This is a genomic window from Geodermatophilus bullaregiensis (genome assembly GCF_016907675.1).
Lineage (GTDB): Bacteria > Actinomycetota > Actinomycetes > Mycobacteriales > Geodermatophilaceae > Geodermatophilus > Geodermatophilus bullaregiensis.
This window is the reverse complement of record NZ_JAFBCJ010000001.1, coordinates 4612609-4638889: the sequence shown is the minus strand read 5'-3', so window position 1 is coordinate 4638889 and position 26281 is coordinate 4612609. Positions and strand designations below refer to the sequence as shown.

The 26281-nt window shown below is 74.8% G+C and carries 21 protein-coding genes; 7 read left to right on the top strand and 14 right to left on the bottom strand.

Going from position 1 to position 26281, the window contains the following annotated elements; genetic code table 11:
• Window position 1: 1 nt before the first annotated feature.
• From sufD to JOD57_RS22205, 4 genes are all read right to left on the bottom strand, one after another.
• Complete coding sequence (sufD, locus tag JOD57_RS22220) at window positions 2-1324, bottom strand: Fe-S cluster assembly protein SufD (RefSeq protein ID WP_204694007.1); 1323 nt, start codon at window positions 1322-1324, stop codon at window positions 2-4.
• Window positions 1324-2766, bottom strand: a complete 1443-nt coding sequence (gene sufB / locus JOD57_RS22215) for a Fe-S cluster assembly protein SufB (RefSeq protein ID WP_204694006.1) — start codon at window positions 2764-2766, stop codon at window positions 1324-1326. Before sufB ends, sufD begins: the two co-directional genes overlap by 1 nt.
• Window positions 2763-3596 carry a helix-turn-helix transcriptional regulator gene (locus JOD57_RS22210; RefSeq protein ID WP_204694005.1) on the bottom strand — a complete coding sequence of 278 codons (834 nt, stop codon included), beginning with the start codon at window positions 3594-3596 and terminating at the stop codon, window positions 2763-2765. Before JOD57_RS22210 ends, sufB begins: the two co-directional genes overlap by 4 nt.
• Window positions 3597-3719: 123 nt before the next feature.
• Window positions 3720-6257 (bottom strand): ATP-dependent Clp protease ATP-binding subunit, encoded by a 2538-nt coding sequence (locus tag JOD57_RS22205; protein ID WP_239568739.1) that lies wholly within the window; start codon window positions 6255-6257, stop codon window positions 3720-3722.
• Between the two features lie 207 nt (window positions 6258-6464).
• On the opposite strand from JOD57_RS22205, the gene JOD57_RS22200 reads away from it, so the two are divergent.
• Window positions 6465-7394 (top strand): COX15/CtaA family protein, encoded by a 930-nt coding sequence (locus tag JOD57_RS22200; protein WP_204694004.1) that lies wholly within the window; start codon window positions 6465-6467, stop codon window positions 7392-7394.
• Window positions 7395-7439: 45 nt separating this feature from the next.
• Here the strand turns inward: JOD57_RS22200 and JOD57_RS22195 are convergent, their stop codons facing one another.
• Together JOD57_RS22195 and JOD57_RS22190 are read right to left on the bottom strand one after the other, a co-directional pair.
• Entirely contained in the window at window positions 7440-7640 is a 201-nt protein-coding gene (locus JOD57_RS22195) for a hypothetical protein (protein WP_204694003.1), read from the bottom strand.
• Window positions 7641-7861: 221 nt separating this feature from the next.
• Window positions 7862-8776 (bottom strand): heme o synthase, encoded by a 915-nt coding sequence (locus JOD57_RS22190; protein ID WP_204694002.1) that lies wholly within the window; start codon window positions 8774-8776, stop codon window positions 7862-7864.
• A 330-nt stretch (window positions 8777-9106) separates the two neighbouring features.
• Between JOD57_RS22190 and tkt the strand changes: the two genes are divergently transcribed.
• From tkt to pgl, 6 genes are all read left to right on the top strand, one after another.
• Window positions 9107-11335, top strand: coding sequence for a transketolase (tkt, locus tag JOD57_RS22185; RefSeq protein ID WP_204694001.1), 2229 nt, complete (start codon window positions 9107-9109; stop codon window positions 11333-11335).
• Between the two features lie 88 nt (window positions 11336-11423).
• Window positions 11424-12530 carry a transaldolase gene (gene tal / locus JOD57_RS22180; RefSeq protein WP_204694000.1) on the top strand — a complete coding sequence of 369 codons (1107 nt, stop codon included), beginning with the start codon at window positions 11424-11426 and terminating at the stop codon, window positions 12528-12530.
• Window positions 12527-14134, top strand: coding sequence for a phosphoglucose isomerase-related protein (locus JOD57_RS22175; protein WP_204693999.1), 1608 nt, complete (start codon window positions 12527-12529; stop codon window positions 14132-14134). The genes tal and JOD57_RS22175 overlap by 4 nt, the downstream gene beginning before the upstream one ends.
• 63 nt (window positions 14135-14197) lie before the next feature.
• Complete coding sequence (gene zwf / locus JOD57_RS22170; protein WP_204693998.1) at window positions 14198-15715, top strand: glucose-6-phosphate dehydrogenase; 1518 nt, start codon at window positions 14198-14200, stop codon at window positions 15713-15715.
• Window positions 15716-15797: 82 nt separating this feature from the next.
• Entirely contained in the window at window positions 15798-16982 is a 1185-nt protein-coding gene (locus JOD57_RS22165) for a glucose-6-phosphate dehydrogenase assembly protein OpcA (RefSeq protein ID WP_204693997.1), read from the top strand.
• Window positions 16979-17794, top strand: a complete 816-nt coding sequence (gene pgl, locus JOD57_RS22160; RefSeq protein ID WP_204693996.1) for a 6-phosphogluconolactonase — start codon at window positions 16979-16981, stop codon at window positions 17792-17794. The genes JOD57_RS22165 and pgl overlap by 4 nt, the downstream gene beginning before the upstream one ends.
• Before the next feature lie 19 nt (window positions 17795-17813).
• Here pgl and JOD57_RS22155 read toward each other — a convergent pair whose 3' ends face one another.
• The 8 genes from JOD57_RS22155 to whiA form a co-directional block, all read right to left on the bottom strand.
• Window positions 17814-18155, bottom strand: coding sequence for an RNA polymerase-binding protein RbpA (locus JOD57_RS22155; RefSeq protein ID WP_204693995.1), 342 nt, complete (start codon window positions 18153-18155; stop codon window positions 17814-17816).
• Between the two features lie 142 nt (window positions 18156-18297).
• Window positions 18298-18531 carry a preprotein translocase subunit SecG gene (secG, locus tag JOD57_RS22150; protein ID WP_204693994.1) on the bottom strand — a complete coding sequence of 78 codons (234 nt, stop codon included), beginning with the start codon at window positions 18529-18531 and terminating at the stop codon, window positions 18298-18300.
• A gap of 36 nt (window positions 18532-18567) precedes the next feature.
• Complete coding sequence (locus JOD57_RS22145; protein WP_204693993.1) at window positions 18568-20388, bottom strand: ABC transporter substrate-binding protein; 1821 nt, start codon at window positions 20386-20388, stop codon at window positions 18568-18570.
• Window positions 20389-20422: 34 nt separating this feature from the next.
• The gene (gene tpiA / locus JOD57_RS22140) at window positions 20423-21232 is read right to left on the bottom strand and encodes a triose-phosphate isomerase (protein WP_204693992.1); all 810 of its coding nucleotides are present in this window, start codon (window positions 21230-21232) and stop codon (window positions 20423-20425) included.
• Window positions 21232-22437: a phosphoglycerate kinase gene (locus JOD57_RS22135; protein ID WP_204693991.1), complete on the bottom strand. Its 1206-nt coding sequence runs from the start codon at window positions 22435-22437 to the stop codon at window positions 21232-21234. Before JOD57_RS22135 ends, tpiA begins: the two co-directional genes overlap by 1 nt.
• A 1-nt stretch (window position 22438) precedes the next feature.
• Window positions 22439-23443: a type I glyceraldehyde-3-phosphate dehydrogenase gene (gene gap / locus JOD57_RS22130; protein ID WP_204693990.1), complete on the bottom strand. Its 1005-nt coding sequence runs from the start codon at window positions 23441-23443 to the stop codon at window positions 22439-22441.
• Between the two features lie 102 nt (window positions 23444-23545).
• Window positions 23546-25183, bottom strand: coding sequence for a histidine kinase N-terminal 7TM domain-containing diguanylate cyclase (locus tag JOD57_RS22125; RefSeq protein WP_204693989.1), 1638 nt, complete (start codon window positions 25181-25183; stop codon window positions 23546-23548).
• A 116-nt stretch (window positions 25184-25299) separates the two neighbouring features.
• Window positions 25300-26274 carry a DNA-binding protein WhiA gene (whiA, locus tag JOD57_RS22120; protein WP_239572990.1) on the bottom strand — a complete coding sequence of 325 codons (975 nt, stop codon included), beginning with the start codon at window positions 26272-26274 and terminating at the stop codon, window positions 25300-25302.
• Window positions 26275-26281 lie beyond the last annotated feature (7 nt).

Sequence of the window (26281 nt, the reverse complement as noted above, 5' to 3'; positions counted from 1 at the left end):
GTCAGGCCACCTCGACCGGCTGCTCGTCGAGGCCGGGCAGCGCGCCCAGGCGCGTCTCGATCGAGCGCATCAGCCGGTCCTGCAGCTCGGGCAGCCCGATCCGCTGGACGACGTCGGCGAAGAAACCGCGCACCACCAGGCGGCGGGCGGTCTCGGCGTCGATGCCGCGCGAGCAGAGGTAGAACAGCTGCTCGTCGTCGAAGCGGCCGGTGGCGCTGGCGTGGCCGGCGCCGACGATCTCGCCGGTCTCGATCTCCAGGTTGGGCACCGAGTCGGCGCGGGCGCCGTCGGTGAGCACGAGGTTGCGGTTGAGCTCGTAGGTGTCGGTGCCGGTGGCCGCCGGGCGGATCCGGACGTCGCCGATCCACACCGTGCGGGCGCCCTCGCCCTGCAGCGCGCCCTTGTAGAGCACGTTGCTGGTGCAGTTGGGCACCGCGTGGTCGACCCAGAGCCGGTGCTCCTGGTGCTGGGTCTCGTCGGAGAAGTAGACCCCGAACAGCTCCGCCCGCCCGCCGGGACCGGCGTACTGCACGTTGCTGACCAGCCGGACGAGGTCGCCGCCGAGGGTGACCACGACCTGGCTGAAGGAGGCGTCGCGGCCGACGACGGCGTCGAACTGCCCGCCGTGCACGGCACCGGGCGCCCACTCCTGCACCGAGACGAGCTCGACCTGCGCGCCGTCGCCCACGAGGACGGCGACGCCGCCGGCGTAGCGCGCCAGGCCGCTGTGGTCGAGGACGACGGTCGCCTTCGCGTACGCGCCGACCTCGACGACGAGCTGGCCCCACACGACCTCGTCCGAACCGGTGCCGGCCAGGCCGAGGACGACCGGCCGGTCGAGCTGCGCCTCGGCGGGCACCCGGACGACGGCGGCGCCGCCACTGTGCCGGCGGGCCAGCGCGGCGAGCCGGTCGACCGGCTCGGGCAGACCCTTGAGCAGCGGGTCGTCGGCCTCGACGCCGGTGAGCTCCACGCCGTCGGGCAGGTCCGTCGTCCACGTCAGGTGCGCATCCGACGGGGCGCCGTCCAGCAGCGGCCGGATCCGCTTCATGGGCGTGAAGCGCCAGGTCTCCTCGCGGCCGGTGGGCGAGCCGAAGGCGTCCGGGTCGGTGGAGGTGAACCGCTCGGACGGCGAGCCGGTGCGGGCCGGCCCGCCGTGCGAGTGCGCACCCGGCGCGGCCTGCCCGGCGCTGCCGGTGCCGGCGGCCGGGGTGGTCGGCGGGCCGGCCTGGGCACCGACGCCCTCGGCGAACAGCTCGCCGGCGAGGGTGGCCGACTCGGTGGTGAGGCCGGTGGTGTTGGCGGGGGTGGTCTCTGCCGACATCAGCCGACGGCACCTTCCATCTGCAGCTCGATCAGGCGGTTGAGCTCGAGGGCGTACTCCATGGGCAGCTCGCGGGCGATCGGCTCGACGAACCCGCGCACCACCATCGCCATGGCCTCGTCCTCGGACAGGCCGCGGCTCATCAGGTAGAAGAGCTGGTCCTCGCTGACCCGGGAGACGGTCGCCTCGTGGCCCATCGACACGTCGTCCTCGCGGACGTCGACGTAGGGGTAGGTGTCCGACCGGCTGATCGTGTCGACCAGCAGGGCGTCGCACTTGACCGTCGACCTGGATCCGTGCGCGCCCTCGTCGATCTGCACGAGGCCGCGGTAGGACGTCCGGCCGCCGCCGCGGGCCACCGACTTGGACACGATGGTCGAGGAGGTGTGCGGCGCGGCGTGCACCATCTTGGCGCCGGCGTCCTGGTGCTGGCCCTCGCCCGCGAAGGCGATGGACAGGACCTCGCCCTTGGCGTGCTCGCCGGTCATCCAGACGGCCGGGTACTTCATGGTCACCTTGGAGCCGAGGTTGCCGTCGATCCACTCCATGGTCGCGCCCTCGTGGGCGATCGCCCGCTTGGTGACCAGGTTGTAGACGTTGTTCGACCAGTTCTGGATGGTCGTGTACCGGCAGCGCGCGTTCTTCTTGACGATGATCTCGACGACCGCAGAGTGCAGCGAGTCCGACTTGTAGATCGGCGCGGTGCAGCCCTCGACGTAGTGCACGTAGGCACCCTCGTCGACGATGATCAGCGTCCGCTCGAACTGCCCCATGTTCTCGGTGTTGATCCGGAAGTAGGCCTGCAGCGGGATCTCGACCTGCACGCCCTTGGGCACGTAGATGAACGAGCCGCCCGACCACACCGCGGTGTTCAGTGCGGCGAACTTGTTGTCGCCCGACGGGATCACCGTGCCGAAGTACTCGCGGAAGAGCTCCGGGTGCTCCTTGAGGGCGGTGTCGGTGTCGAGGAACAGGACGCCCTGCTCCTCGAGGTCCTCGCGGATCTTGTGGTAGACGACCTCGGACTCGTACTGGGCTGCGACACCGGAGATCAGCCGCTGCTTCTCCGCCTCGGGGATGCCCAGCTTGTCGTAGGTGTTCTTGATGTCCTCGGGCAGCTCGTCCCAGGAGGCGGCCTGCGCCTCGGTCGAGCGCACGAAGTACTTGATGTTCTGGAAGTCGATGCCGGACAGGTCCGAGCCCCAGTCGGGCATGGGCTTGCGGCCGAACAGCTTGAGGGCCTTGAGCCGGCGCTCGAGCATCCACTCGGGCTCGCTCTTGAGCGCCGAGATGTCGCGGACGACCTCCTCGGACAGACCCCGCCGGGCCGTGGACCCGGCCACGTCGGTGTCGGCCCAGCCGTACTGGTAGCGGCCGAGCTGGTCGATCTGCTCGTCCTGCGTCAGCGGCGTGCCGGCCACCGGCTGCTGCGTGCTGGTCATGCGGGCGTCCTCTCCCGGTCGTTCGTGGGGGTGGTGCTGGTGGACGGTGCGGTGCGCGGGACCCGCGCTGCTCGCTCACCTGGTACAGGGCCCGCGGGCAGGGATCTGTTCCCCCCGCGGGTGTGGTCCGGGCCGCTGCCGGCCGGCCCGTGGCCCGGCCGTCGCGGGCCGGGGATGTGGGTGGTGCAGACCCCGTCGCCGTGGGCGATGGTGGCCAGGCGCTGGACGTGCGTGCCCACCAGCCGGCCGATCACCGCCGTCTCGGCCTCGCACAGCTGCGGGAACTCCGCCGCGACGTGCGCCACCGGGCAGTGGTGCTGGCAGAGCTGCCCGCCGCCGGAGATCGCCGAGGCCGAGGCAGCGTAGCCCTCGGTCGTCAGCGCCTCGGCGAGCGCCTGCGCCCGGTCGACCGGGGCGCCCGCGGCGCGGGCCACGGCGTCCGAGGCGCGCTGCTCCAGCCCCGCCAGCTGCGCCTCGGCGACGGCGCGGACGGCGTCCGGCCCGCCGGAGGCGGCGACGAAGCGCAGCGCGGTGAGCGCCAGGTCGTCGTAGGCGTGCCCGAACCCGGACCGGCCGGCGTCGGTGAGGTGGAAGCGCCGGGCGGGCCGGCCCCTCCCCCGGTGCGCACCCGGTGTCGCGCGCTCCTCGACCCGGCCGCGCGCGGCCAGGGCGTCGAGGTGGCGCCGGACGGCGGCCGGGCTGATGCCCAGCCGGCCGGCCAGCTCGCTGGCGGTCTGCGGCCCGTGCTCGAGCAGCAGTGCGGTCACGCGGTCGCGCGTGCGGACGTCGTCGACCCGCACCGTCCCCACCTGCCCCGCGTCGCTTTCCACAACACGATTGTGACCTATATCGGGAGGCCCGCAAGGAAGGTGCACCTAACCCACCCGGCCCCCGACCGCGCTGGTCAGGGGCCGGGTGGGCCAGGTCACAGCGGCCCGGTCGCGACCGACCGCTCAGACCTGGCCGGCCACCTCCGCGGCGGCCACCGCGAGGTCGAGCGCGCCGTCGCGGACGCCGACGGTCACCGCCCGCCCGGAGCCCAACCGGCCGTCGAGCAGCAGCCGGGCCAGCGGGTTGTCGACCTCCCGCTGGATCGCCCGGCGCAGCGGCCGGGCGCCGAACTGCGGCTCGTGGCCGCGCTCGGCGATCCAGGCGACGGCCTCGTCGGTGAAGGCCACCTCGATGTCCTGGGCGGACAGCCGGCGGCGGGTCTCCTCCAGCAGCAGCCGGGTGATCTGCTGCAGCTGCTCGCTCTCCAGCTGCTGGAACACCACGATCTCGTCGATCCGGTTGAGGAACTCCGGCCGGAAGGACTCGCGCAGCCGCCGCACCAGCCGGTCGCGCAGGCCGGCGTCGGCCGCCGCGCCGTCGCCGGTGCCGAAGCCCAGCGGGGCGTTGCGGCCCTGGATGAGCTCCGAGCCCAGGTTGCTCGTCATGACCAGCACGGTGTTCGTGAAGTCGACCGTGCGGCCCTGCGAGTCGGTGAGCCGGCCGTCGTCGAGCACCTGCAGCAGGGTGTTGAAGACGTCGGGGTGCGCCTTCTCGATCTCGTCGAGCAGCACCACCGAGTACGGACGGCGGCGGACGGCCTCGGTCAGCTGCCCGGCGTCCTCGTAGCCGACGTAGCCGGGCGGGGAGCCCACGAGGCGGCTGACGGTGTGCCGCTCCTGGAACTCGCTCATGTCCAGCCGGACCATCCGGTCCTCGTCGCCGAACAGGGCCTCGGCCAGCGCGCGGGCCAGCTCGGTCTTGCCGACGCCGGTGGGCCCGAGGAACAGGAAGCTGCCGATCGGCCGGTCGGGGTCACCGAGCCCGACGCGGGAGCGCCGGACGGCCTCGGCCACCACGCGGACGGCGTCGTCCTGGCCGACCACCCGCCGGTGCAGGTGCTCCTCCAGCTGCAGCAGGCGCTCCATCTCCTCCTGGGTGAGCTGGGCGACCGGGATGCCGGTGGACCGGGAGACCACCTCGGCGATGTCCTGGACGCCGACCTCCGGGACGCCGGCCTGCCCGCCGCCCGACCGCGCCTGCTCCAGCCGCGCCTGCGCCCCGGCCAGCTCGTCGCGGAGCTCCGAGGCCCGCTCGTACTGCTCGGCGGCGACGGCCTGGTCCTTCTCCCGCTGCAGCCGCTCGACCTCCTGCTCGAGGCCGCGCAGGTCGGTCGGCGGGGTCTTCACCCGCCGGCGCACCCGGGCACCGGCCTGGTCGATGAGGTCGATGGCCTTGTCCGGGAGGTGCCGGTCGGTCACGTACCGGTCGGAGAGGTCCACCGCAGCGCGGATCGCGTCGTCGGTGAAGCGGACCCCGTGGTGGGCCTCGTAGCGGTCGCGCAGCCCGCAGAGGATCTGCACGGTGTCCTCGACGCCCGGCTCGGCCACCAGGATCGGCTGGAACCGGCGCTCGAGGGCGGCGTCCTTCTCGATATTGCGGCGGTACTCGTCGAGCGTGGTGGCACCGATGACGTGCAGCTCGCCGCGCGCCAGGGCCGGCTTGAGCATGTCGCCCGCGCCGCCGGAGCCCTCCGAGACGCCGGCGCCCACGACGGTGTGCAGTTCGTCGATGAAGACGATGACCTCGTCGGAGTGCTCGCAGATCTCGTCCATCGTCTTCTTGAGCCGCTCCTCGAAGTCACCGCGGTAGCGGGTGCCGGCCACCAGGCCGGTGAGGTCGAGCTCGATCAGACGCCGGCCGCGCAGGGTCTCGGGCACGTCGCCCTCGACGATCTGGGCGGCGATGCCCTCGACGATCGCCGTCTTGCCGACGCCGGCCTCGCCGATGAGCACCGGGTTGTTCTTCCGCCGCCGGGAGAGGACCTCGACGGTCTGCTCGATCTCCAGCTCACGGCCGATGACCGGGTCGATGCGTCCGTCGCGGGCCAGCTGGGTGAGGTCGCGGCCGAACTCGTCGAGCGTCGGGGTGGTCGACGTGCCGGGCTGGCCGGGGCCGCCGGGACGCCCGCCGCTGCCGGGCTGCGGACCGCCCGTGGCGGCCTGCTGGAGGGCCTCCGGGGTCACGCCGCGCTCGCGCAGCACCCGTCCGCCCGGGGAGTCGGGGTGGACGGCGAGCGCGAACAGCAGGTGCTCGGGACCGATGTAGGTCGAGCCCAGCGCGCGGGAGACCTGGTGCCCGTCGAGCAGGGCGCGCTTGGCGGCCGGGGTGAGCGACGGGGGCTCGTCGCGGGGCTCGCCACGCTGGAGCTGCGGCTCGAGCTGGGACCGCAGCTGGTCGGGGTCGACGCCGGTGCGGGCGAGGAACTGGCGGGTCGTCTCGTTCCCGGTCATCGCCCAGAGCAGGTGCTCGGTGCCGAGGTCGGTGCTGCCGGAGGCCACCGCCCGGTGCGCCGCGGCGTTGACCAGCTCCCGTGCCTGCTGGCTGAGGAACTGGGTGATGTCGATCCGCTGGCGCTGCGGCTGCTGTGCGCCGCCGGTGAAGCGGGCGAGGAAGTCGTCGAAGGGGCTCCCGTAGGGGCCCGGGTAGAAGGGGCTGGTCATACCTCACGTCCAAGGGGAGTCGGATCGGCCGGTGGGCTCCCGCGGAGGGCTCCCCGCCGGGAGGGCCCGTACCCGGATGCGCGCACCGACACCGCGGCGTCTCGGTCGCTCGCGCCCCGTACAGCGCGGGACGCCGGCCCGCGCTTCCACCGTGTGATCCGCCCTGGGCGAACAGGAGGCGCCCGTCCGCGCGGCTAGCATCGGGACGTGCAGGTCACCCCCTCGCTCGTCTCGCGGGTCGCCCTCGTCAACCTGGTCGCGAACGGTGCGATCGTCGTCACGGGCGGGGCCGTCCGGCTCACCGGTTCCGGCCTCGGCTGCCCGACGTTCCCCACGTGCACCGAGGAGAGCCTGGTCACCACGCCCGAGATGGGCGTCCGCGGCGTCATCGAGTTCGGCAACCGCACGCTGACGTTCGTGCTCGCCGCCGTGGCCCTGGCCGTGGTCGTGGCGGTCTGGCGGTCGCCGCGCCGCGACCTGCGCCCGCTGGCCCTGCTCAGCTTCCTGGGCATCCCCGCCCAGGCCGGCCTCGGCGGGGTCACGGTGCTCACCGGGCTGAACCCGTGGACCGTCGCCGCGCACTTCCTGATCTCCATGGTGCTCATCGCGATCGCGACCGTCCTGTGGCTGCGCTCGCGGGAGCCCGGCGTCGGCCAGCCGCTGGTCCGCCGTCCGCTCGCCCGTCTGGTCGGGGGCGTCGCCGCGGTCACCGCCGCCGTCCTGGTGCTCGGCATGCTCGTGACCGGCAGCGGCCCGCACAGCGGCGACGTCGACGAGAACGACGTCCCGACCGGCGACCGCATGGGCTTCGACCTGGAGACGATCAGCCAGGTGCACGCCGACGCCGTCTTCCTGCTCGTCGGCCTGACCGTCGCGATGCTGGTGGCCCTGTACGCCACCGACTCCCCCGGCCGCGTCACGCGCGCCGCACGCGACCTGCTCGTCGTCCAGCTCGCGCAGGGACTGGTCGGGTTCGCCCAGTACTTCACCGGGCTGCCGGTCGTGCTGGTGCTCCTGCACATGCTCGGCGCGGTGCTGGTCGCGGTGTTCACCGCCCGGCTGGTCTGGTCGGTGCGCGGACCGGCCAGCGAGCAGCCGCTCGACACCGCCGCCGTCCGCGCGGCCGCCACCCGCTGAGGCCCCACCCGGCACCGCCGCGCCGGCCACGGCGCCGGCCATGGCTCAGCCGGGCCGGTCCCGGTCGTCGACGGTGAGGGTCAGCGTGCTGGTGTACGCGGCGGACGGCGGGTCGGCGGGCGCGTCCGCCGGCTCGGCGCCGGCCGGCCAGACCCGCACCGCGCGGTACGCGTAGCCGTCCTGCTCCGCGGCCTCGTGGTCGAGCTCGACCTCCTGCCCCGGCCGCAGCGCCCGGTACCCGGGCACGAGGACCTGGCTGAAGCCGACCCAGCAGCCCCCAGGGGTCTCCCGGTGAGTCGACGACGCCCCAACCCTCCTCGTCCCGCCAGAGCCGCAGCGTCGCCCGTGTCGTCACACCGGGAGGGTGGCCCTGCCCGAGCGGGCCGCGCCGGCGGGTTCCACCCGTCGACGGGCCTCCCCTGGATGGACCCGGGCCCCCGAGGGACGGGGCGGGGAGCTCCTCGTCCTCAGACGAGGACGTCGACGGCGATGGCGATCGACAGCAGCGTCATGTGCGTGATCGACACCGAGAAGAGCCGCATCGGCCGGTCGGGCACAGCGCTCCGGATGCGGTTGAGCCACTGGTGGGACTCGGCCACGTACCACGCGCCGAGGAGTCCCCCTCCGATGGCGAAGGCCCAGTTCAGGACAGGGCTGAGCGATCCCATCAGCAGGGTGGCCCCGAGGGTCGCCCACGCCCACGCGACGGACTGCCGGCCGACGCTCGCCGGGCCGGCGACGACGGACAGCATGGGGACGCCGGCGCGGGCGTAGTCGTCGCGGTACCGGCTGGCCAGCGCCCAGAAGTGCGGCATCTGCCAGCAGAAGACGACGGCGAAGAAGGCGAGCGCCGGCCAGTCGAGCGAGCCGGTCACCGCCGCCCAGCCGATGAGCACCGGCGCTGCCCCGGGGAAGGCCCCGAAGACCGTGTTGTGCCGGGTCCGGCGCTTGAGCACCATCGTGTAGACGACGGAGTAGGCCAGGATCGCGACCGCGGCCAGCGCCGTGGCCAGCGGTGTGGTGGCCACCCACAGCAGTGCCAACGACGCCGCGGCGAGCACCGCCCCGAAGACCAGGGCCGCCTGCGGGGACACCACCCCGGCGGGGATCGGCCGGTTGCGCGTGCGGGACATCAACCGGTCGATGTCGCGGTCGTACCAGCAGTTGAAGGTGTTGGCCGCGCCGGCGGCGAACATCCCGCCGACCATCGTGGCGCCCACCAGCTGCCAGGAGGGCCAGCCGTCGGCGGCCATCATCATCGCCGGCAGCGTGGTGACCAGCAGCAGCTCGACGAGCTTCGGCTTGGTCAGCGCCACGTAGGCGCCCACCACGGCGGACACCCGGCGGGTGGAGACGACCGGTCGCTCGGAGATCGCCGTCACCGGACGGTCCCCCGCGCGCGCGGGCACGGGCGGCAGGGCACCACCGAGCGGGGAGGCAGCACGGAGGTCCCTTCGAACCGGGGATGCAACGGCTCCCACTGTAGCCCGCGGCCATCCCGGCGACCGGCCGGGATGACTAGGGTTCGATCACGTTGACGGTGCGCGAGCAGCGGGTAGGGCCGTCGGTGACGACGACGGCGCCTCGGGTCAGCGACGCCCGGAGGCACGGCGCCCTGCCGGGCACCGAACCGCGTCAACCGCCCGGGAGCACGGGGAACCGGTCCCCCGGACGGCCCCGTGCACGGCCGACCTCGAGGAGCACCGCCCGACATGGACACCAACGCCACGGACACCCGGAGCACCGAGTCCGAGGCCCCCGCCGAGGCCGCGAGCGACACCCCGACCGGCTCGCCCCGCCAGCCGCACCCGACGCTGCCCGACGACCTCGGCGACCTCGACCGCCGGGCCGTCGACACCGCCCGCGTGCTGGCCATGGACGCCGTGCAGAAGGTCGGCAACGGCCACCCCGGCACCGCGATGAGCATGGCGCCGACCGCCTACCTGCTCTTCCACAAGTGGCTGCGGCACGACCCGACCGACGCGAACTGGGTCGCCCGGGACCGGTTCGTCCTGTCGATGGGCCACTCGAGCCTGACGCTGTACGTGCAGCTGTACCTCTCCGGTTACGGCCTCGAGCTCGAGGACCTGCAGGCCCTGCGCACCTGGGGCTCGAAGACGCCCGGCCACCCCGAGGTCAACCACACCCCCGGCGTGGAGACGACGACCGGCCCGCTGGGCCAGGGCGTCGGCAACGCCGTGGGCATGGCGATGGCCGCCCGCCGCGAGCGCGGCCTGCTCGACCCCGACACCCCCGAGGGCGAGAGCCTCTTCGACCACACCATCTGGGCCTTCGCCTCCGACGGCGACCTGGAGGAGGGCGTCAGCGGCGAGGCCTGCTCGCTGGCCGGCACCCAGCAGCTGGGCAACCTGGTGCTCGTCTACGACGACAACCGGATCTCCATCGAGGACGACACGACCGTCGCCTTCACCGAGGACGTCGGCAAGCGCTACGAGGCCTACGGCTGGCACGTGCAGCACGTCGACGACGGCGAGGACCTCGCCGCCGTGGACGCCGCGTTCGCCGCCGCGAAGGCCGAGACCGGCCGCCCGTCCATCATCGTGCTGCGGACGATCATCGCCTGGCCGGCACCGAACAAGCAGAACACCGGCGCCGCGCACGGCTCGGCGCTCGGCGACGACGAGGTGCGGGCCACCAAGGAGCTCCTCGGCTTCGACCCGGAGCAGACCTTCCAGGTCGACGACGAGGTGCTCGCCCACGCCCGCTCGGTCGTCGAGAGGGGCCGGCAGGAGCACGCCGAGTGGCAGCAGCGCTTCGACGCCTGGACGCAGGCCGAGCCCGGGCGCGCCGCCCTCCTCGAGCGCATGCGCGAGCGCCGGCTGCCCGAGGGCTTCGCCGAGGCCCTGCCCACCTTCGACGCCGACCCGAAGGGCGTGGCCACCCGCAAGGCGTCGGGCAAGGTCCTCGCCGCCCTCTACCCGGCGCTGCCCGAGCTGTGGGGCGGGTCGGCCGACCTGGCGGAGAGCAACAACACCGCCGTCGAGGGCGAGCCGTCGTTCCTGCCGGCCGACCGCCAGACCAAGATGTGGAACGGCGGCCCCTACGGCCGGACCCTGCACTTCGGCGTCCGCGAGCACGCCATGGGCGCGATCATGAACGGCATCGCGCTGCACGGCGGGACCCGCGTCTACGGCGGCACCTTCCTCACCTTCTCCGACTACATGCGCGGCGCGGTCCGGCTGGCGGCGCTCATGCAGCTGCCGGTCACCTACGTGTGGACGCACGACTCGATCGGCCTCGGCGAGGACGGCCCGACGCACCAGCCGATCGAGCACTTCGCCGCGCTGCGCGCGATGCCCGGCCTCGACGTCGTCCGCCCGGCCGACGCCAACGAGGTCGCCGTCGCCTGGCGCACGGTGCTGGAGAACAACGACCGCCCGGCCGGCCTGCTGCTGTCGCGGCAGAACCTGCCGGTGTTCGACCGCTCGCAGATGGGCCCGGCCGAGGGCACCGCGCGCGGCGCCTACGTGCTGGCCGACGCCTCGAACGGCAGCCCCGAGGTGATCCTGCTGGGCACCGGCTCGGAGGTGCAGATCGCCGTGGCCGCGCGCGAGCGGCTGGAGGCCGACGGCGTCCCGACCCGCGTGGTCTCGGTGCCCTGCGTCGAGTGGTTCGCCGACCAGGACCAGGCCTACAAGGACGAGGTGCTGCCGCCGACGGTCCGCGCCCGGGTGAGCGTCGAGGCCGGCGTCCCCATGGGCTGGCGGGAGTTCGTCGGCGACGCCGGGCGGATCGTCGGCCTGACCCACTACGGCGCCAGCGCCGCCTACTCCGTCCTCTACGAGGAGTTCGGGCTCACCGACGAGGCCGTCGTCGCCGCCGCCCGCGAGAGCATCGAGGCGGCCCGTTCCGGCGCCGCCGTGCCGGCCGGTCCGGTCGCGGCGACCGGTGGCCTGCCCCACCCGACCGGCGACCGCTGAAGAACGACCTCCTGCCCCCCACCACTCGCGAGCCCGCGGCGGGACCCTGCAGGGGGCCGCACACCACCAGTCCGGAAGGAACCTGACCATGGCACAGAACGAGAAGCTGGCCGAGCTGTCGGAGGCCGGCGTCGCCGTCTGGCTCGACGACCTGTCCCGCGACCGCATCCGCAGCGGCAACCTCCAGTCGCTCGTCGACGAGCACTCCGTCGTCGGCGTCACCACGAACCCGACCATCTTCGCCGCGGCGATCAGCGGGTCGGAGTCCTACGACGACCAGCTGCACGCGCTCGCCGTCCGCAAGGTGAGCGTCGAGGAGGCGCTGCGCACCATCACCGCCGCCGACGTCCGCGACGCCTGCGACCTGCTGGCGCCGGTCGCCCAGCGGCAGCCCGGGGACGGCCGGGTGTCGCTCGAGGTCGCCCCCGGCCTCGCGCACGACACCGACGCGACCGCCGCCGAGGCCGCCCACCTGTGGTGGCTGGTCGACCGGCCCAACCTGTTCATCAAGATCCCGGCGACCGAGGAGGGGCTGTCGGCGATCACCACCTCGATCGCCCGCGGCATCAGCGTCAACGTCACCCTCATCTTCAGCCCCGAGCGGTACCGCGCCGTCATGGACGCCTACCTGTCCGGGCTGGAGCAGCGGCGGGCCGAGGACCCCGACGCCGAGCTGTCGCACATCGCCTCGGTGGCGTCCTTCTTCGTGTCGCGCGTCGACACCGAGATCGACAAGCGGCTGGACGAGGCAGGGGCCGACCCCTCGCTCAAGGGCAAGGCGGCGCTGGCCAACGCCCAGCTGGCCTACCAGGCCTACGAGGAGGTCTTCTCCTCCGACCGCTGGAAGGCGCTGGAGGACGAGGGCGCCCGCCCGCAGCGGCCGCTGTGGGCCTCGACCGGCGTCAAGAACCCCGACTACCCCGACACCCTCTACGTCAGCGAGCTCATCGCCCCCGGCACGGTCAACACCATGCCGGAGAAGACGCTCATGGCCTACGCCGACCACGGCAGCCCCGGCACCCCGGTGCAGAAGACCTACGAGGAGGCCGCCGCGACGATGAAGGCGGTCGCCGAGGCCGGGGTCGACCTCGACGACGTCTTCCAGGTCATCGAGGACGAGGGCGTGCAGAAGTTCGTCGACTCGTGGGACGAGCTGACCACCTCGGTGCGCGAACAGCTGGAGGACAAGGCGTGACCCTGCGGGTCCTCAGCAGTGGTCTCGAGGTCCCGGAGGTCGTCCGCACCCAGCTGGCCGGCGACGACGTCGCCGGCCGGCTGGTCGGCAAGGACGCCACCCTCTGGGGCCCCGAGGCCGAGGCGGCCGTCCGCCTCGGCTGGCTCGACCTGCCGGCGACCAGCCGGGAGCTGGTCGCCCCGCTGGCCGCGCTGCGCGCCGAGCTGGCCGCCGAGGGCCTGGACCGCGTGGTCCTCGCCGGGACGGGCGCCTCGTCGCTGGCACCGGAGGTCGTCTGCCGGACGGCGGGCGTGCCGCTGGTCGTGCTCGACAGCACCGACCCCGGCCAGGTCGCCGCGGCGATGACCGACCTGCACCGCACCGTCGTCGTGGTCAGCTCCCCCTCCGGCGACACGGTGGAGACCGACAGCCACCGGCGCGCGTTCCTCGCCGCCTTCGCCGAGGCCGGGCTGGACGACACCCAGGTGGGCCGGCGGTTCGTCGTCGTCACCGACGCGGGCTCGCCGCTGGCGGACACGGCGGCGGCGATGGGCGCCCGGGCGGTCTTCCTCGCCGACCCGGACGTCGGCGGCCGCTACAGCGCGCTGTCGGCCTTCGGCCTGGTGCCCGCGGCGCTGGCCGGCGTCGACGTCACCCCGCTGCTCGACGACGCCGCCGACCTCGCCGAGCACCTGGCCGAACCGGGCAACGCCGCGCTGGAGCTGGGCGTGGCGATCGGCGCGGGTTTCCGCACCGGCCGGGACAAGGTCGCGCTGGCCGACGGCGGGCCGGGCAGCGGCGGCCCGCGGACCGTGGGCCTCGGCGCGTGGGTCGAGCAGCTGATCGCGGGGGCCACCGGCAAGCACGGCCGCGGGGTGCTGCCGGTCGTCCTGGAGTCGCTCGACGCCCCCGGCGTGGCGGCGCCGGACGCGCTGCTCGTCGTCCTGGGCGGCAGCCCGGTGGAGGGCCGGCCCTCCGTCGGCGTCACCGGCCCGCTCGGTGCACAGTTCCTCGGCTGGGAGTACGCGACGGCGGTGGCCGGGCGGGTGCTCGGGATCGACCCGTTCGACCGGCCCGACGTGACCGGCAGCGCGGCGGACACCGCCGGCACCCTCGACGGCGGGCTGCCCGAGGAGCGGCCGGTGACCACGCTGGGCGCGGTGCAGCTGCACGCCTCCGGCGGCGTGCTCGACGGCGTCGACCTGTCCCAGACCGACGCGCTCACCCTGGCCCTCGACGCGCTGCTGGCCGCGGTGCCGCCCCGGGGGTACCTCGCGGTGACGGCCTACCTCGACCGGCGGGCCGACGCCCGGGCCGGCGAGCTGCGGGCCGCCCTGGCCGGGCGCACCGAGCACGCGGTGACCTTCGGGTGGGGGCCGCGGTCCCGGCACACCACCGGCCAGTACCACGCGGGAGGGCCCCAGGTCGGCGCGTACCTGCAGGTGACCGGCGCGGTGGCGCAGGACCTGCCCGTCCCCGACCGGCCGTACTCCTTCGGCACGCTGCAGGCCGCGCAGGCCGCCGGGGACCGGCAGGCGCTGGCCGACCGCGGGCGCCCGCTGCTGCACCTGCACCTGACCGACCGGTCCGCGGGCATCGACCAGCTGCTGCGCGCCGCCGCCTGACCCCGTGCTCGGCCGGGGGCCGTCCCCCGGCGAGCGCCCCGGCACGACCCTCGAGGAGGGCCCATGATCCCCAACCCGCTCCGGGACCCGCGCGACCGGCGGCTGCCGCGCGTCCCCGAACCGTGCGCTCTCGTGGTCTTCGGCATCACCGGCGACCTGGCCCGCAAGAAGCTGCTCCCGGCCGTGTACGACCTGGCCAACCGGGGGCTGCTGCCCACCAACTTCGCGCTGCTCGGCCTCGCCCGGCGCGACTGGGGGAACCAGGACTTCGCCGAGCTCGCCCGCGACGCCGCCCGCAAGGCCGCCCGCACCCCGTGGCGCGAGGAGGTCTGGGAGCGGCTGGCCGGCAACGTCCGCTTCGTCCAGGGCTCCTTCGACGACGACAACGCCTTCGACGAGCTGGCCGCCACGCTCGACGAGCTGGAGGGCAGCCACGGGATCGGCGGCAACGCGGCGTTCTACCTGTCGATCCCCCCGGCGATGTTCCCCGTCGTGCTCAAGCAGATGCAGCGCACCGGCATGGCCGAGAGCACGCCCGACCGGTGGCGGCGGGTCGTCGTCGAGAAGCCCTTCGGCACCGACCTCGCCTCCAGCCGGGAGCTCAACGAGCTGGTCGACTCGGTGTTCAGCGCCGAGGACGTGTTCCGCATCGACCACTACCTGGGCAAGGAGACCGTCCAGAACCTGATGGCGCTGCGGTTCGCCAACACGCTGTTCGAGCCGGTGTGGAACGGCCACCACGTCGACTCGGTGCAGATCACCATGGCCGAGGACGTCGGCATCGGCGGGCGCGCGGGCTTCTACGAGAAGACCGGCGCCGCGCGCGACGTGCTGCAGAACCACCTGCTGCAGCTGCTGGCGCTGACCGCCATGGAGGAGCCGGTCGAGTTCTCGGCCGACGAGATCCGCACCGAGAAGCTCAAGGTGCTGCGGGCGGTGTCGCTGCCCGAGGACCTGCGCACCTTCGCCGTCCGCGGCCAGTACGAGCAGGGCTGGCTGGCCGGTCAGCGGGCCACCGGCTACCGGCAGGAGGAGGGGGTCGACCCCGCGTCGAACACGGAGACCTTCGCCGCGGTCCGCCTGGGCGTGGAGACCCGCCGGTGGGCCGGCGTCCCGTTCTACCTGCGCACCGGCAAGCGGCTGCCGCGCCGGGTCACCGAGATCGCGCTGGTCTTCAAGCGGGCGCCGCACCTGCCCTTCGCCGACACCGACACCGAGGAGCTGGGCAACAACCAGCTGGTCGTCCGCGTGCAGCCCGACGAGGGGGTCACCCTCAAGTTCGGGTCGAAGGTGCCCGGCAGCGTCATGGAGGTCCGGGACGTGTCCATGGACTTCCTCTACGGCGAGCAGTTCACCGAGGCCAGCCCCGAGGCCTACGAGCGGCTGCTGCTCGACGTGCTGCTCGGCGACGCGACCCTGTTCCCCCGCAACGCCGAGGTCGAGGCGTCCTGGTCGGTCATCGACCCGCTCGAGGAGTTCTGGGCCGGCAGCACGCCGGAGCCGTACCGGGCCGGCGAGTGGGGCCCGCGGGCCGCCGACGACATGCTCGCCGCCGAGGGCCGCCGGTGGCGGCGCCCGTGAACCCACCCCACGAAGACGCTCCGCTGCGCTCCACGTCTCCGCGGGGACCCCGGAGCAGCGGCACCCGACGGGAGGACACCCGATGACGACCCTCTGGGACACCACCGGCTCGGCCGTGGTCAAGGAGCTGGCCGCGCAGCGGCGGACCGGCGGCGCGGTGCTGTCCGGGGTCGCGCTGACCCTGGTCGTCGTCGCCGACGAGAGCCGGGTCACCGAGGCCGAGGATGCGGCGACCACCGCCGCCGAGCAGCACCCCTGCCGGATCCTCGTCGTCGTGCGCCGGCAGATCGACGCGCCGGTGCCCCGGCTGGACGCCGAGGTCTCGATCGGTGGCCGGCTCGGCCCCGGTGAGGCCGTCGTCATGCGGATGTACGGACGGCTGGCGCTGCACGCCGAGTCGGTCGTGCTGCCGCTGCTGGCCGCCGACGCGCCCGTGGTCACCTGGTGGCACTGCAACGCGCCGACGCGGCTGACCACCGACGCGCTGGCGGTCATCGCCGACCGGCGGATCACCGACAGCGTCACCGCCGAGGACCAGCTGCGGGCGCTGCGCACCCGCGCGGAGGACTACGCCCCCGGCGACACCGACCTGGCCTGGACCCGGACCACCCCGTGGCGGGCGACGCTCACCTCCGCGGTGGACTCGGTCTCCGGCCGCCGCGGCGACGCGGTGCGGGTGCTCGGCGGCCGGGTCGAGGGCGACCCGGGCGCGGCGACGGCGCAGCTGCTGGCCGGCTGGCTGCAGTCGCGCTCCGGCGCCCCGATCGACGTCGTCCAGGCCAGCCGGCACCCCGGGCCCAGTGGCGTCGACTCGGTCGTGCTGCAGCTGGACCAGGACGAGGAGGTCCGGGTGCACGCCGACCGCCGCGGCGGCGCGGTGATCAGCCAGCCCTTCCGCCCCGACGCCACCGTGGCGCTCCCCGACCGCCCGCTCGGTGACCTGCTCGGCGAGGAGCTGCGGCGGCTGGACCCCGACGAGCCCTACGCGGAGGCCCTCGAGGCCACCACCGGCGTCTCCGGGCTGGTCGGACGGGCCTCGGTCCGCGCGCACGTGTGGGTCGACCCGGCCGAGCACGGCGGCTCCGGCGGGGTGGCCGAGGAGGTCCCCGCGGACGGGACCGGGGACGGCGGCGCGGGCGGCGTCGGCGCGGGCAGCCCGCACGGCGCGGCGCCGACCGTGCCCGCGGACTCCGAGGGCGCCGACGAGGTCGCCGAGCACGGCGAGCACGACACCCCGGACCCGACCGCGCCCGAGGTGGTCCGGTGACGCCGACCCCCGGGGACCGCATCGTCGCCCGGCTGGCCGAGCGGACCGACGGGCCGGTGCCCGACGTCGTCGTCGAGCCCGACGCCGAGGTGCTCGCCCGGGTGGCCGCCACCGCGCTGGTCGCCCGGCTGGCGGCCGCCCAGGCGGTGCACGGGACGGCGTCGGTGGTGCTCACCGGCGGTGGCGTCGGCACCGCCGTGCTGCGGCTGGTGGCCGACCTGGCGGAGGAGCCGGCGCGGGAGCGGGTCGACTGGACGGCGGTCGACGTCTGGTGGGGCGACGAGCGGTTCGTGCCCGCCGACGACGACGAGCGCAACGAGAAGGGCGCCCGCGCGGCCCTGCTGGACCGGGTCGGGGTGCCGGCCGGGCGGGTGCACGCGTTGCCCGCCTCCGACGCCGGCTTCGCCGAGCCCGAGGACGCCGCCGAGTGGTACGCCGGTCAGCTCGCGGCGGCCGCCGGCGAGGGCCCGCTGCCCCGCTTCGACGTGCTGCTGCTGGGGATGGGACCGGAGGGTCACGTCGCGTCGATCTTCCCGCACTCGCCCGCGGCCACGGACGAGCGGCCGGTGGTCGCCGTCCGGGACTGCCCCAAGCCCCCGCCGACCCGGCTGAGCCTCGGCTTCCCGGCCATCACCAGCGCCGAGGAGGTGTGGCTGCTGGTCTCCGGCGAGGGCAAGGCCGACGCCGTGGCGAGCGCGCTGGGCGGGGCGGACCCCGTCGACCTGCCCGCGGCCGGGGCCCGCGGCCGCCGGGCCACCCGCTGGCTGCTCGACGCCGCGGCCGCCGGCCGCCTGCCGGGGGCGGAGGCCTGAGCCTCCGCCCCTCAGGGGTTCACGCGCCGCGACGAGCGCGGAGCTTCGCCAGGGCCTCCTCGAGGAGGGCGTCGCCGTCGGCGTCGCTGCGCCGCTCGCGGACGTAGGCGAGGTGGGTCTTGTAGGGCTCGGTGCGCGGCGCCGGGGGCGGCGTCTGCTCGTCCTGGCCGGCCGGCAGGCCGCACCGGGGGCAGTCCCACAACTCGGGGACCTCGGCGTCGGAGGCGAAGGCCACCCGCGTCTCGTGCCCCTGACTGCACCAGTAGGCGATCCGGTTGCGCGGCGCGGCCTCACCGCGCTCGGCCTCACCCATCGGACCCGCACCGACCCGTGTCCCCCGGATCGCGTTGCCACCAGCCACGAGCGCCCCCCTCAGGACCGACCTGCTCTGCGACGTGCCATGACGTCGTTCCGCGGCGCGGGTCGCACCGCCCGCGCAGTCTATGGCCTGGGACGCGTCTGCTCGATCACGTTTTCGCCGCAACGCGTGCGGAGCGTGACGCTCAGACCTTGAGCAGGATGCCGAGAGTCACGATGCACACCGTCCAGATCGCGCCGGTGAACACGGTGAGCCGGTTGAGGTTCTTCTCGACGACCGAGGAGCCGGACAGCTGCGAGGACACCGCACCGCCGAACATCGAGGACAGGCCGCCGCCCTTGCCCCGGTGCAGCAGGATCAGCACCACGAGCAGCACGCTGGTGAGGACCAGCACGACGTTCAGGGCGAGCTCGACCATGGGCTCCAGGGTAACCGGTGCCCGCGGGCGTCCCGGTCAGCGCACGCCCGCGGTGGCCAGGTCGTAGCCGGCGTAGGGCTGCATGACCACCCCGTTGCGCAGCCGCTGGCCGGCCAGCAGCTGCAGGCGGGTCTCCACGAGCGGCACGTAGGCGTCGGTGGCGCGGGCCGCGGTGGCCACCTCCGCCCACGCCGTCCGGGCGGGTCCCGGGTCGGCGGCCCGGCGGGCGGCGTCGACCAGACCCGAGAGCGCCGGGTCGGTCAGCCGGGCGTAGTTGGTGTTGCCCACCGCGCTCACCGACCGGCCGTCGGCCAGGGGGACGAGGAAGGAGCTGGGGGTCGGGAAGTCGGCGCTCCAGGTGGCCAGCACGATGCCGTAGCCGTTGCGGGCCACGTTGTCCGGGCTGCCGACGTCGGTGGCGTAGAAGCTCGCCGCCGGCAACGGGGTCACCCGGGCGTCGATGCCGACGGCGGCCAGCTGGTCGGAGACCTCCTCGGCGACCCCGATGCTGGTCTCGGCGTCGGGGACGGCCAGCACCGTGCTGAACCCCTGCGGCTGGCCGCAGGCGGTCAAGGCGGCGCGGGCGGCGTCGAGGTCCGGGCCCGGGTCGGGCTCCTCCGGCCCGCCGGCGAGCGCCCGCGGCCACAGCTGCGAGGTGCGCACGGCGTTGTCCCCGCCGCCGAGCGCGTCCTGCACGGCGCGCCGGTCGATGGCCGCGGCCACCGCGGCCCGGCAGTCGGCGTTGCCCATCGGCGCCACGTCGGTCGGCAGCGCCAGCATCCGCACCGCGCCGCTGGTGACGTCGTCGACGCGGTCGGCCAGAGGCACCTCTCCCCCGGCCCCCTCGGCGAGCCGGGACGTGGTGGCCGCGTGCACGCCCATCCCGGAGACGTCGACGTCGGCCGACCCGGCCAGCAGCGCCTGGTCGCGCTCGAGGTTGGACATCCCCGTGCGGACGACGACGCGGTCGGGCAGCGCCGAGCGGATGGGGTCGGCCGCGCGGTCCCACTGCGGGTTGCGGTCGAGGACGATGCCGGTCTCGGGGTCGACGGTGGTCACCGCGTAGGGGCCGGAGGAGACCGGGTCGCGGCCGTAGTCGGCGCCGGTGTCGTTCTCCACCGGCACCGGGCTGCTCGAGGGCAGCGCCAGCACGTGGGGGAAGTCGGGCCGGGCGGTGCGCAGCCGGAAGACGACGGTCAGGTCGTCGGGCGTCTCGACGGCGGCCAGCCCGAGCCGGCCCGGGGTCTCGTCCTGGTAGGGCCCGGCGTAGGGGTTGGCGGGGTCGTCGAGCAGGTCGACGACGTAGGTGGGGCCGCCGACGACGACGTCCGAGGCGAAGGACCGCTCGATGCCGTACTTGACGTCGCGCGAGGTGATCGCCCGGCCGTTCTCGAACCGGGCGCCCTCGCGGATGGTGAACGCCCAGGTCAGCCCGCCGTCGGTGGTGGTGCCGACGTCGGTGGCGAGGTCGGGCACCAGGTCGCCGGTGCTGCCGGGCTCGGAGGAGTAGGTGACCAGCGTGCGGGTGTAGAGCCGCATGAGGTTCCACACGCCCGGCTGGTAGGACCGCTGCGGGTCGAGACTGTCGATCTCGCCGGTGACCACGCGCAGCGTCCCGCCCGTCGCGTCGGACGCCGAGCGGACGCCGTCGACCCCGGCGTCGGGCCCGTCGCCGAGGACGGGGACGGCCGTGGCGCCGTCGCGGCCGCCGCCGCAGCTGACCGCGAGGACGACGACCAGCACCACGACGCCGGCCAGGGCGAGGACGCGCCCGGCCGTGCCGCGCAGCCACGCCGGCCGGCGGCCCGGGGGCCGGGTGGACGTGCTCCCGGAGGAGCGCTCGCGCGTGCTGTCCACCCACCCGCCCCCACTGGGCCGCCGGCGGCTGCGACTAGCTGCCCTCAGCGGCGATCCGACAGATCTGCGCGAACTCCTCGGCGTCCAGGCTCGCGCCCCCGACGAGTGCGCCGTCGACGTCCGGCCCGGCCAGGATCCCGGCCGTGCTGGCGGACTTCACCGACCCGCCGTAGAGGATACGGACGACGGCGGCCGTCGCGGGGCTGAAACGCTCGGCGAGCCGTGACCGTAGGGCACCGCACACCTCCTGCGCGTCCTCGGGGGTGGCCACCTCGCCGGTGCCGATCGCCCACACCGGCTCGTAGGCGAGGACTATCCGCTCGGCCTGCTCGGCGGAGACTCCGTCGAGCGCGGCGTCGAGCTGGGCGGTGCAGTGGGGCACGTGCCCGCCGGCGCGGCGGACGTCGAGCCCCTCCCCGACGCACAGGATCGGCGTGAGGCCGTGCCGCAGGGCGGCCTGCACCTTGGCGGCGACCTCGGCGTCGTCCTCGCCGTGCAGCGCCCGCCGCTCGGAGTGCCCGACGACGACGAAGCCGCAGGCCAGCGCCGCGAGCATCGCGCCGCTGACCTCACCGGTGTAGGCGCCGGAGTCGTGCGCCGAGAGGTCCTGCGCGCCGTACCCGACGGCCAGCTGGTCGCCGTTGACGAGGGTCTGCACGCTGCGCAGCGCGGTGAACGGCGGCAGGACGACGACCTCGGCGCCGTCGAGCTGCTTCTCGGTGAGGCTGAAGACGAGCTTCTGCACCAGGCCGATGGCCTCCAGGTGCGTCATGTGCATCTTCCAGTTGCCCGCGATCAGCGGGCGGCGGCCCTCGCGGCGGGCCGGCGGCTGCGTGCGGGCCATCAGGTGCCCCCTCCCTCGGCGAGCACCGCCAGGCCCGGCAGCTCCCGGCCCTCGAGGTACTCCAGCGACGCGCCGCCGCCGGTGCTGATGTGCCCGTAGGCCGACTCGTCGAGGCCGAGCTGCCGGACGGCGGCCGCGGAGTCACCGCCGCCGACCACCGACAGCCCGTCGACGGCGGCCACGGCCTCGGCGACGCCGCGGGTGCCGGCCTGGAACGGCGCCAGCTCGAACACGCCCATCGGGCCGTTCCAGAAGACCGTCCGCGCGCCGGCCAGCTCGCGGCCGAAGGCCTCGACCGTCCGCGGGCCGACGTCGAGGCCCAGCTGCTCGTCCGGGATCTCCTCGACCGGGACGATCGTCGTCTCCACGTCGGCGCTGAACTCCGGCGCGCAGACGACGTCGACCGGCAGGACGATCCGGTCGCCGGCGTCGGCCAGCAGCCGGCGGCAGGTGTCGACCTGGTCGGCCTCCAGCAGCGACTTCCCGACGCCGTGCCCCTGCGCGGCCAGGAAGGTGAAGCACATGCCGCCACCGACCAGCAGCCGGTCGACCTTGGGCAGCAGCGCCTCGATGACGGCGAGCTTGTCGCTCACCTTCGACCCGCCCAGCACGACCACGTAGGGCCGCGCGGGGTCGGTGGTCAGCCGGGTGAGGACGTCGAGCTCGGTGGCCACCAGCCGGCCGGCCACGTGCGGCAGCCGCTGCGCGACGTCGTACACCGACGCGTGCTTGCGGTGCACCGCGCCGAAGGCGTCGTCGACGTAGACGTCGGCCAGCGCGGCCAGCCGGTCGGCCAGCCCGCCGCGCTCGGCGTCGTCCTTGCTCGTCTCGGCGGCCTCGAAGCGGACGTTCTCCACGAGGAGGACGTCGCCGTCGCCGAGGGCCGCGGCCCGGGCGCGGGCGTCGTCGCCGGCGACGTCGGCGGCCAGCGGCACGTCGGTGCCGAGCAGCTCGCCGAGCCGGGCGGCCACCGGGGCCAGCGAGTACTGCGGGTCGGGCGCACCCTTGGGCCGGCCCAGGTGGGCGGCGACGACGACGCGGGCGCCGCCCTCGCGCAGCGCCTGCAGCGTCGGCAGGCTGGCCCGGATGCGCCCGTCGTCGGTGATGGCGCGCGTCTGCTTGTCCAGGGGGACGTTCAGGTCGGCGCGCACGAGCACGCGCCGACCCGAGACGCCCTCGGCGAGCAGGTCGTCGAGGGCGCGCATCTCAGAGGGAACGTCCGACGAGCTCGACGGAGTCGACGAGCCGGTTCGAGTAGCCCCACTCGTTGTCGTACCAGCCGAGCACCTTGGCCATCGGGCCGAAGACCTTGGTGAGCTTGGAGTCGTAGATGCACGACGCCGGATCGGTGACGATGTCGGAGGAGACGATCGGCGCGTCGGTGTACCTGAGGTACCCGGCCAGCGGCCCGGCCGCGGCCTCGCGGTACGCGGCGTCGATGTCGTCGGCCGAGGCCTCGCGGGTGAGCTGGACGGTGAGGTCGGTGGCCGAGCCGGTGGGCACCGGGACGCGGAGGGCGTAGCCGTCGAGCTTGCCCTGCAGCTCGGGCAGCACCAGGCCGATCGCCTTGGCCGCACCGGTGGAGGTCGGGACGATGTTCAGCGCGGCGGCGCGGGCGCGGCGCAGGTCCTTGTGCGGGCCGTCCTGCAGGTTCTGGTCGGCGGTGTAGGCGTGGATCGTGGTCATCAGGCCGCGCTCGATGCCGAAGGCGTCGTTGAGCACCTTGGCCAGGGGGGCCAGGCAGTTCGTGGTGCAGGACGCGTTGCTGATGATCGTCTGCGAGCCGTCGTACTGCTCGTGGTTGACGCCCATGACGATGGTCAGGTCGTCGCCGGTGGCCGGCGCGGAGATGATGACCTTCTTGGCGCCGCCGGCGTCGACGTGCTTGCGGGCGTCGTCGGCCTTGGTGAAGAAGCCGGTGGACTCGACCACCACGTCGACGCCCAGGTCTCCCCACGGCAGGTTGCCCGGGTCCCGCTCGGAGAGCACCTTCACGGTGGACCCGCCGATCTTGATGCCCTCGCCGTCGGCGGCGACGTCCTCGGACAGCACGCCCAGGACGCTGTCGTACTTGAGCAGGTGCGCGAGGACCTCGGGGCTGGTCAGGTCGTTGACCGCCACGATCTCGACGTCCTTGCCGCTGGCCGCGGCCGCTCGCCAGAAGTTGCGCCCGATCCGGCCGAAGCCGTTGATGCCCACGCGTACGGTCACAGCTGACCTCCATGCTCGACTGTCGCCCCGGTCGGCCGCGCGGCGCGCGGCCCCGACTGGGGACGACCCTATCGGGCAGGGCGCGAGCCGTCCGGTCGAGTCTCAGCCGCCGGGCACCAGCTCCGGCACGGGGGCGCCGGCGGCCGCGGCGACGACCCGGTCGCGCCCGGTGGCCTTGGCGGTGTAGAGCGCCCGGTCGGCGGCCTCGAGCAGGGCGGCGGCGTCCGCCCCGTCGGACGGGCAGACGGCGACCCCGACGCTCGCCGTGACGGCGAGGGCCTCGCCGCCGAGCAGGTGCCGGGCGGCGGCGATCTCGGAGCGCACCCGCTCGGCGCGCTCGAGGGCCTGCGCGCGGCCGGCGCCGGGCAGCACGAGCACGAACTCCTCCCCGCCGAGCCGCGCGGCGGTGTCCCCCTCCCGCACGGCGCCGTCGAGGACCGCGGCGACCGCGGTGAGCACCCGGTCCCCGGCGGCGTGCCCGAAGCGGTCGTTGACGCGCTTGAAGTGGTCGACGTCGACGACGAGCACCGACAGCTCGCCGGACCGGGGTCGCCGGGCCAGGTCGGCGGCGAGCGCGCGGTCGAGGTGGCGGCGGTTGTGCAGCCCGGTCAGCGGGTCGCGGACGGCCTCCTCGGCCAGTTCCGCCCGCAGCCGCTCGATGACCGCCACCTGCTCGGCGAGCTGCTCGTTGAGCCGCTCGACGGCGGCCTGCCGCTCCTGCTGCTCGCTGACGTCGCGGACGACGAGGATCCGCCCCAGTGCCCGGCCGCGCGGGTCGCTGACCCCCGATGCGCGCACGTCGAGCCACAGCCCCGGCACCACCTCGGCGACGCGGTGCCCGTTGCGCTGCTCGGTCCGGTCCAGGACGGCGACGGTCTGCGGCCCGGCCAGCTCGACCAGCGGGCGGCCGACGAGCTCGCCGGCCAGCTCCGGTCGCAGCCGGTGCAGCATCCGGGTGGCCGCCGGGTTGACGTCGATGACCAGGCCCGCGGGGTCGACCACGAGGACGGCGTCGGGGACGGTGTCGACCACCTGCTCGCGGGCGACCGGCACGACGCGCAGCAGACCGAGGCGGAAGAGCGCCCAGCAGTCGACCAGGCCGGTGACCAGGAGGAACAGCGGGGTCGGGTCGGTGCCCTGCCCGTCGAGCTGGCTGACCACCGCCACCACGCCGCCGGTGCTGGAGAACGCGGCCGAGGCGAGCAGGACCCCGATCTGTCGGCGGAAGACGCCGGTGGCGCGCACCCAGCGGCGCACCAGGTGGCCGTAGGCGGTGCCGGTGAGGACGTAGTTGTAGGCGGTGGCGGCCAGGAACAGCGGCCCGAGGGTCACCTGCGCCTCGGCACCCACCGGGCCCGGCGGGACGTCGGTCATCACCAGCTCGCGCGTCGCCGGGAGGGCCGCGGCCAGGACCACCAGCACGGGGACGACCGCGAGGTGGAACCGCGTCCGGGGGGTGGCACGCCACGAGGGGTCGGACACCGTCCGGGCCGTCGCGTAGGTGCCGACGACCGCGAGGCTGATCGCGGCCAGCAGGACCGGCGCGTAGAGCCGGTGGACGACGTCGGACCCGACCAGGAGGACCGCGGCGTCGGTGGCGGACCAGAGGGCGACCCCGGCCATCGTGGCGGTCAGCGCGGTCGCGGCGGGCGTGCGGTGCCGGTGCCGGTGGGCCAGGACGGCGGTGCAGACGGCCACCAGGGCGGCGCAGCAGAACACCACCTGCAACACCGTCGTCATGGCGGCTCCCGCGTCGAGGGGCGCGACTCCGTTGCACGCCACTGCTGCGGGATCGACGCCGGGGCGGGCCGGCTGGAGGTCCCCTCACCCGGCCGGGTGAGGGGACCTCCCAGGCGCTACTGCGCGAGCATGTCCTCGGTGACGACCGACTCGGTGTCGGGGATGCCGAGGTCCTTCGCCCGCTTGTCGGCCATCGCCAGCAGACGCCGTATGCGACCGGCGACGGCGTCCTTGGTCATCGGCGGGTCGGCGCGCTGACCGAGCTCCTCCAGCGAGGCCTGGCCGTGCTCGAGGCGCAGCCGGCCGGCGACCAGCAGGTGCTCGGGGGCGTCCCCGGCGAGGATCTCCAGCGCCCGCTCGACCCGGGCGCTGGCGGCGACCGCGGCGCGCGCGGAGCGGCGCAGGTTGGCGTCGTCGAAGTTGGCCAGCCGGTTGGCGGTGGCCCGGACCTCGCGGCGCATCCGCCGCTCCTCCCAGGCCAGGACGGCGTCGTGCGCGCCCATGCGGGTCAGCAGCGCGCCGATCGCGTCGCCGTCGCGGACGACGACCCGGTCGGCGCCGCGGACCTCGCGGGCCTTGGCGGCGATGCCCAGCCGCCGGGCCGCGCCGACCAGGGCCATGGCCGCCTCCGGGCCGGGGCAGGTGACCTCGAGCGAGGAGGACCGGCCGGGCTCGGTGAGCGAGCCGTGCGCCAGGAACGCCCCCCGCCAGGCGGCCTCGGCGTCGTTGATGCTGCCGGACACCACCGACGGCGGCAGCCCGCGCACCGGGCGGCCGCGCTGGTCGACCAGCCCGGTCTGCCGCGCGAGGCCCTCGCCGTGCTTGGCGATGCGCACCAGGTAGCGCACGCCGCGGCGGATGTTGCCGCCGGCCAGCACGCTGACCCCGCTGGTGTAGCCGTAGACCTCGCTGATGTCCCGCCGGAGCCGGCGGGCCACCGACCCGGTGTCCAGCTCGGCCTCGATGACGACGCGACCGCCCACGATGTGCAGTCCGCCGGAGAAGCGGAGCAGCGCGGTGACCTCGGCCTTGCGCTCGGAGGTCCGCGTGCACTCCACCCGGGACAGCTCGTCCTTGACCATGGCGGTCATCGCCACG

Coding starts and splice junctions, on each gene's coding strand:
- sufD (WP_204694007.1), bottom strand. CDS start 1,324: ATGTCGGCAGAGACCACCCCCGCCAACACCACCGGCCTCACCACCGAG.
- sufB (WP_204694006.1), bottom strand. CDS start 2,766: ATGACCAGCACGCAGCAGCCGGTGGCCGGCACGCCGCTGACGCAGGAC.
- JOD57_RS22205 (WP_239568739.1), bottom strand. CDS start 6,257: ATGACCAGCCCCTTCTACCCGGGCCCCTACGGGAGCCCCTTCGACGAC.
- tkt (WP_204694001.1), top strand. CDS start 9,107: ATGGACACCAACGCCACGGACACCCGGAGCACCGAGTCCGAGGCCCCC.
- tal (WP_204694000.1), top strand. CDS start 11,424: ATGGCACAGAACGAGAAGCTGGCCGAGCTGTCGGAGGCCGGCGTCGCC.
- zwf (WP_204693998.1), top strand. CDS start 14,198: ATGATCCCCAACCCGCTCCGGGACCCGCGCGACCGGCGGCTGCCGCGC.
- JOD57_RS22165 (WP_204693997.1), top strand. CDS start 15,798: ATGACGACCCTCTGGGACACCACCGGCTCGGCCGTGGTCAAGGAGCTG.
- secG (WP_204693994.1), bottom strand. CDS start 18,531: ATGGTCGAGCTCGCCCTGAACGTCGTGCTGGTCCTCACCAGCGTGCTG.
- tpiA (WP_204693992.1), bottom strand. CDS start 21,232: ATGGCCCGCACGCAGCCGCCGGCCCGCCGCGAGGGCCGCCGCCCGCTG.
- JOD57_RS22135 (WP_204693991.1), bottom strand. CDS start 22,437: ATGCGCGCCCTCGACGACCTGCTCGCCGAGGGCGTCTCGGGTCGGCGC.
- JOD57_RS22125 (WP_204693989.1), bottom strand. CDS start 25,183: ATGACGACGGTGTTGCAGGTGGTGTTCTGCTGCGCCGCCCTGGTGGCC.
- whiA (WP_239572990.1), bottom strand. CDS start 26,274: ATGACCGCCATGGTCAAGGACGAGCTGTCCCGGGTGGAGTGCACGCGG.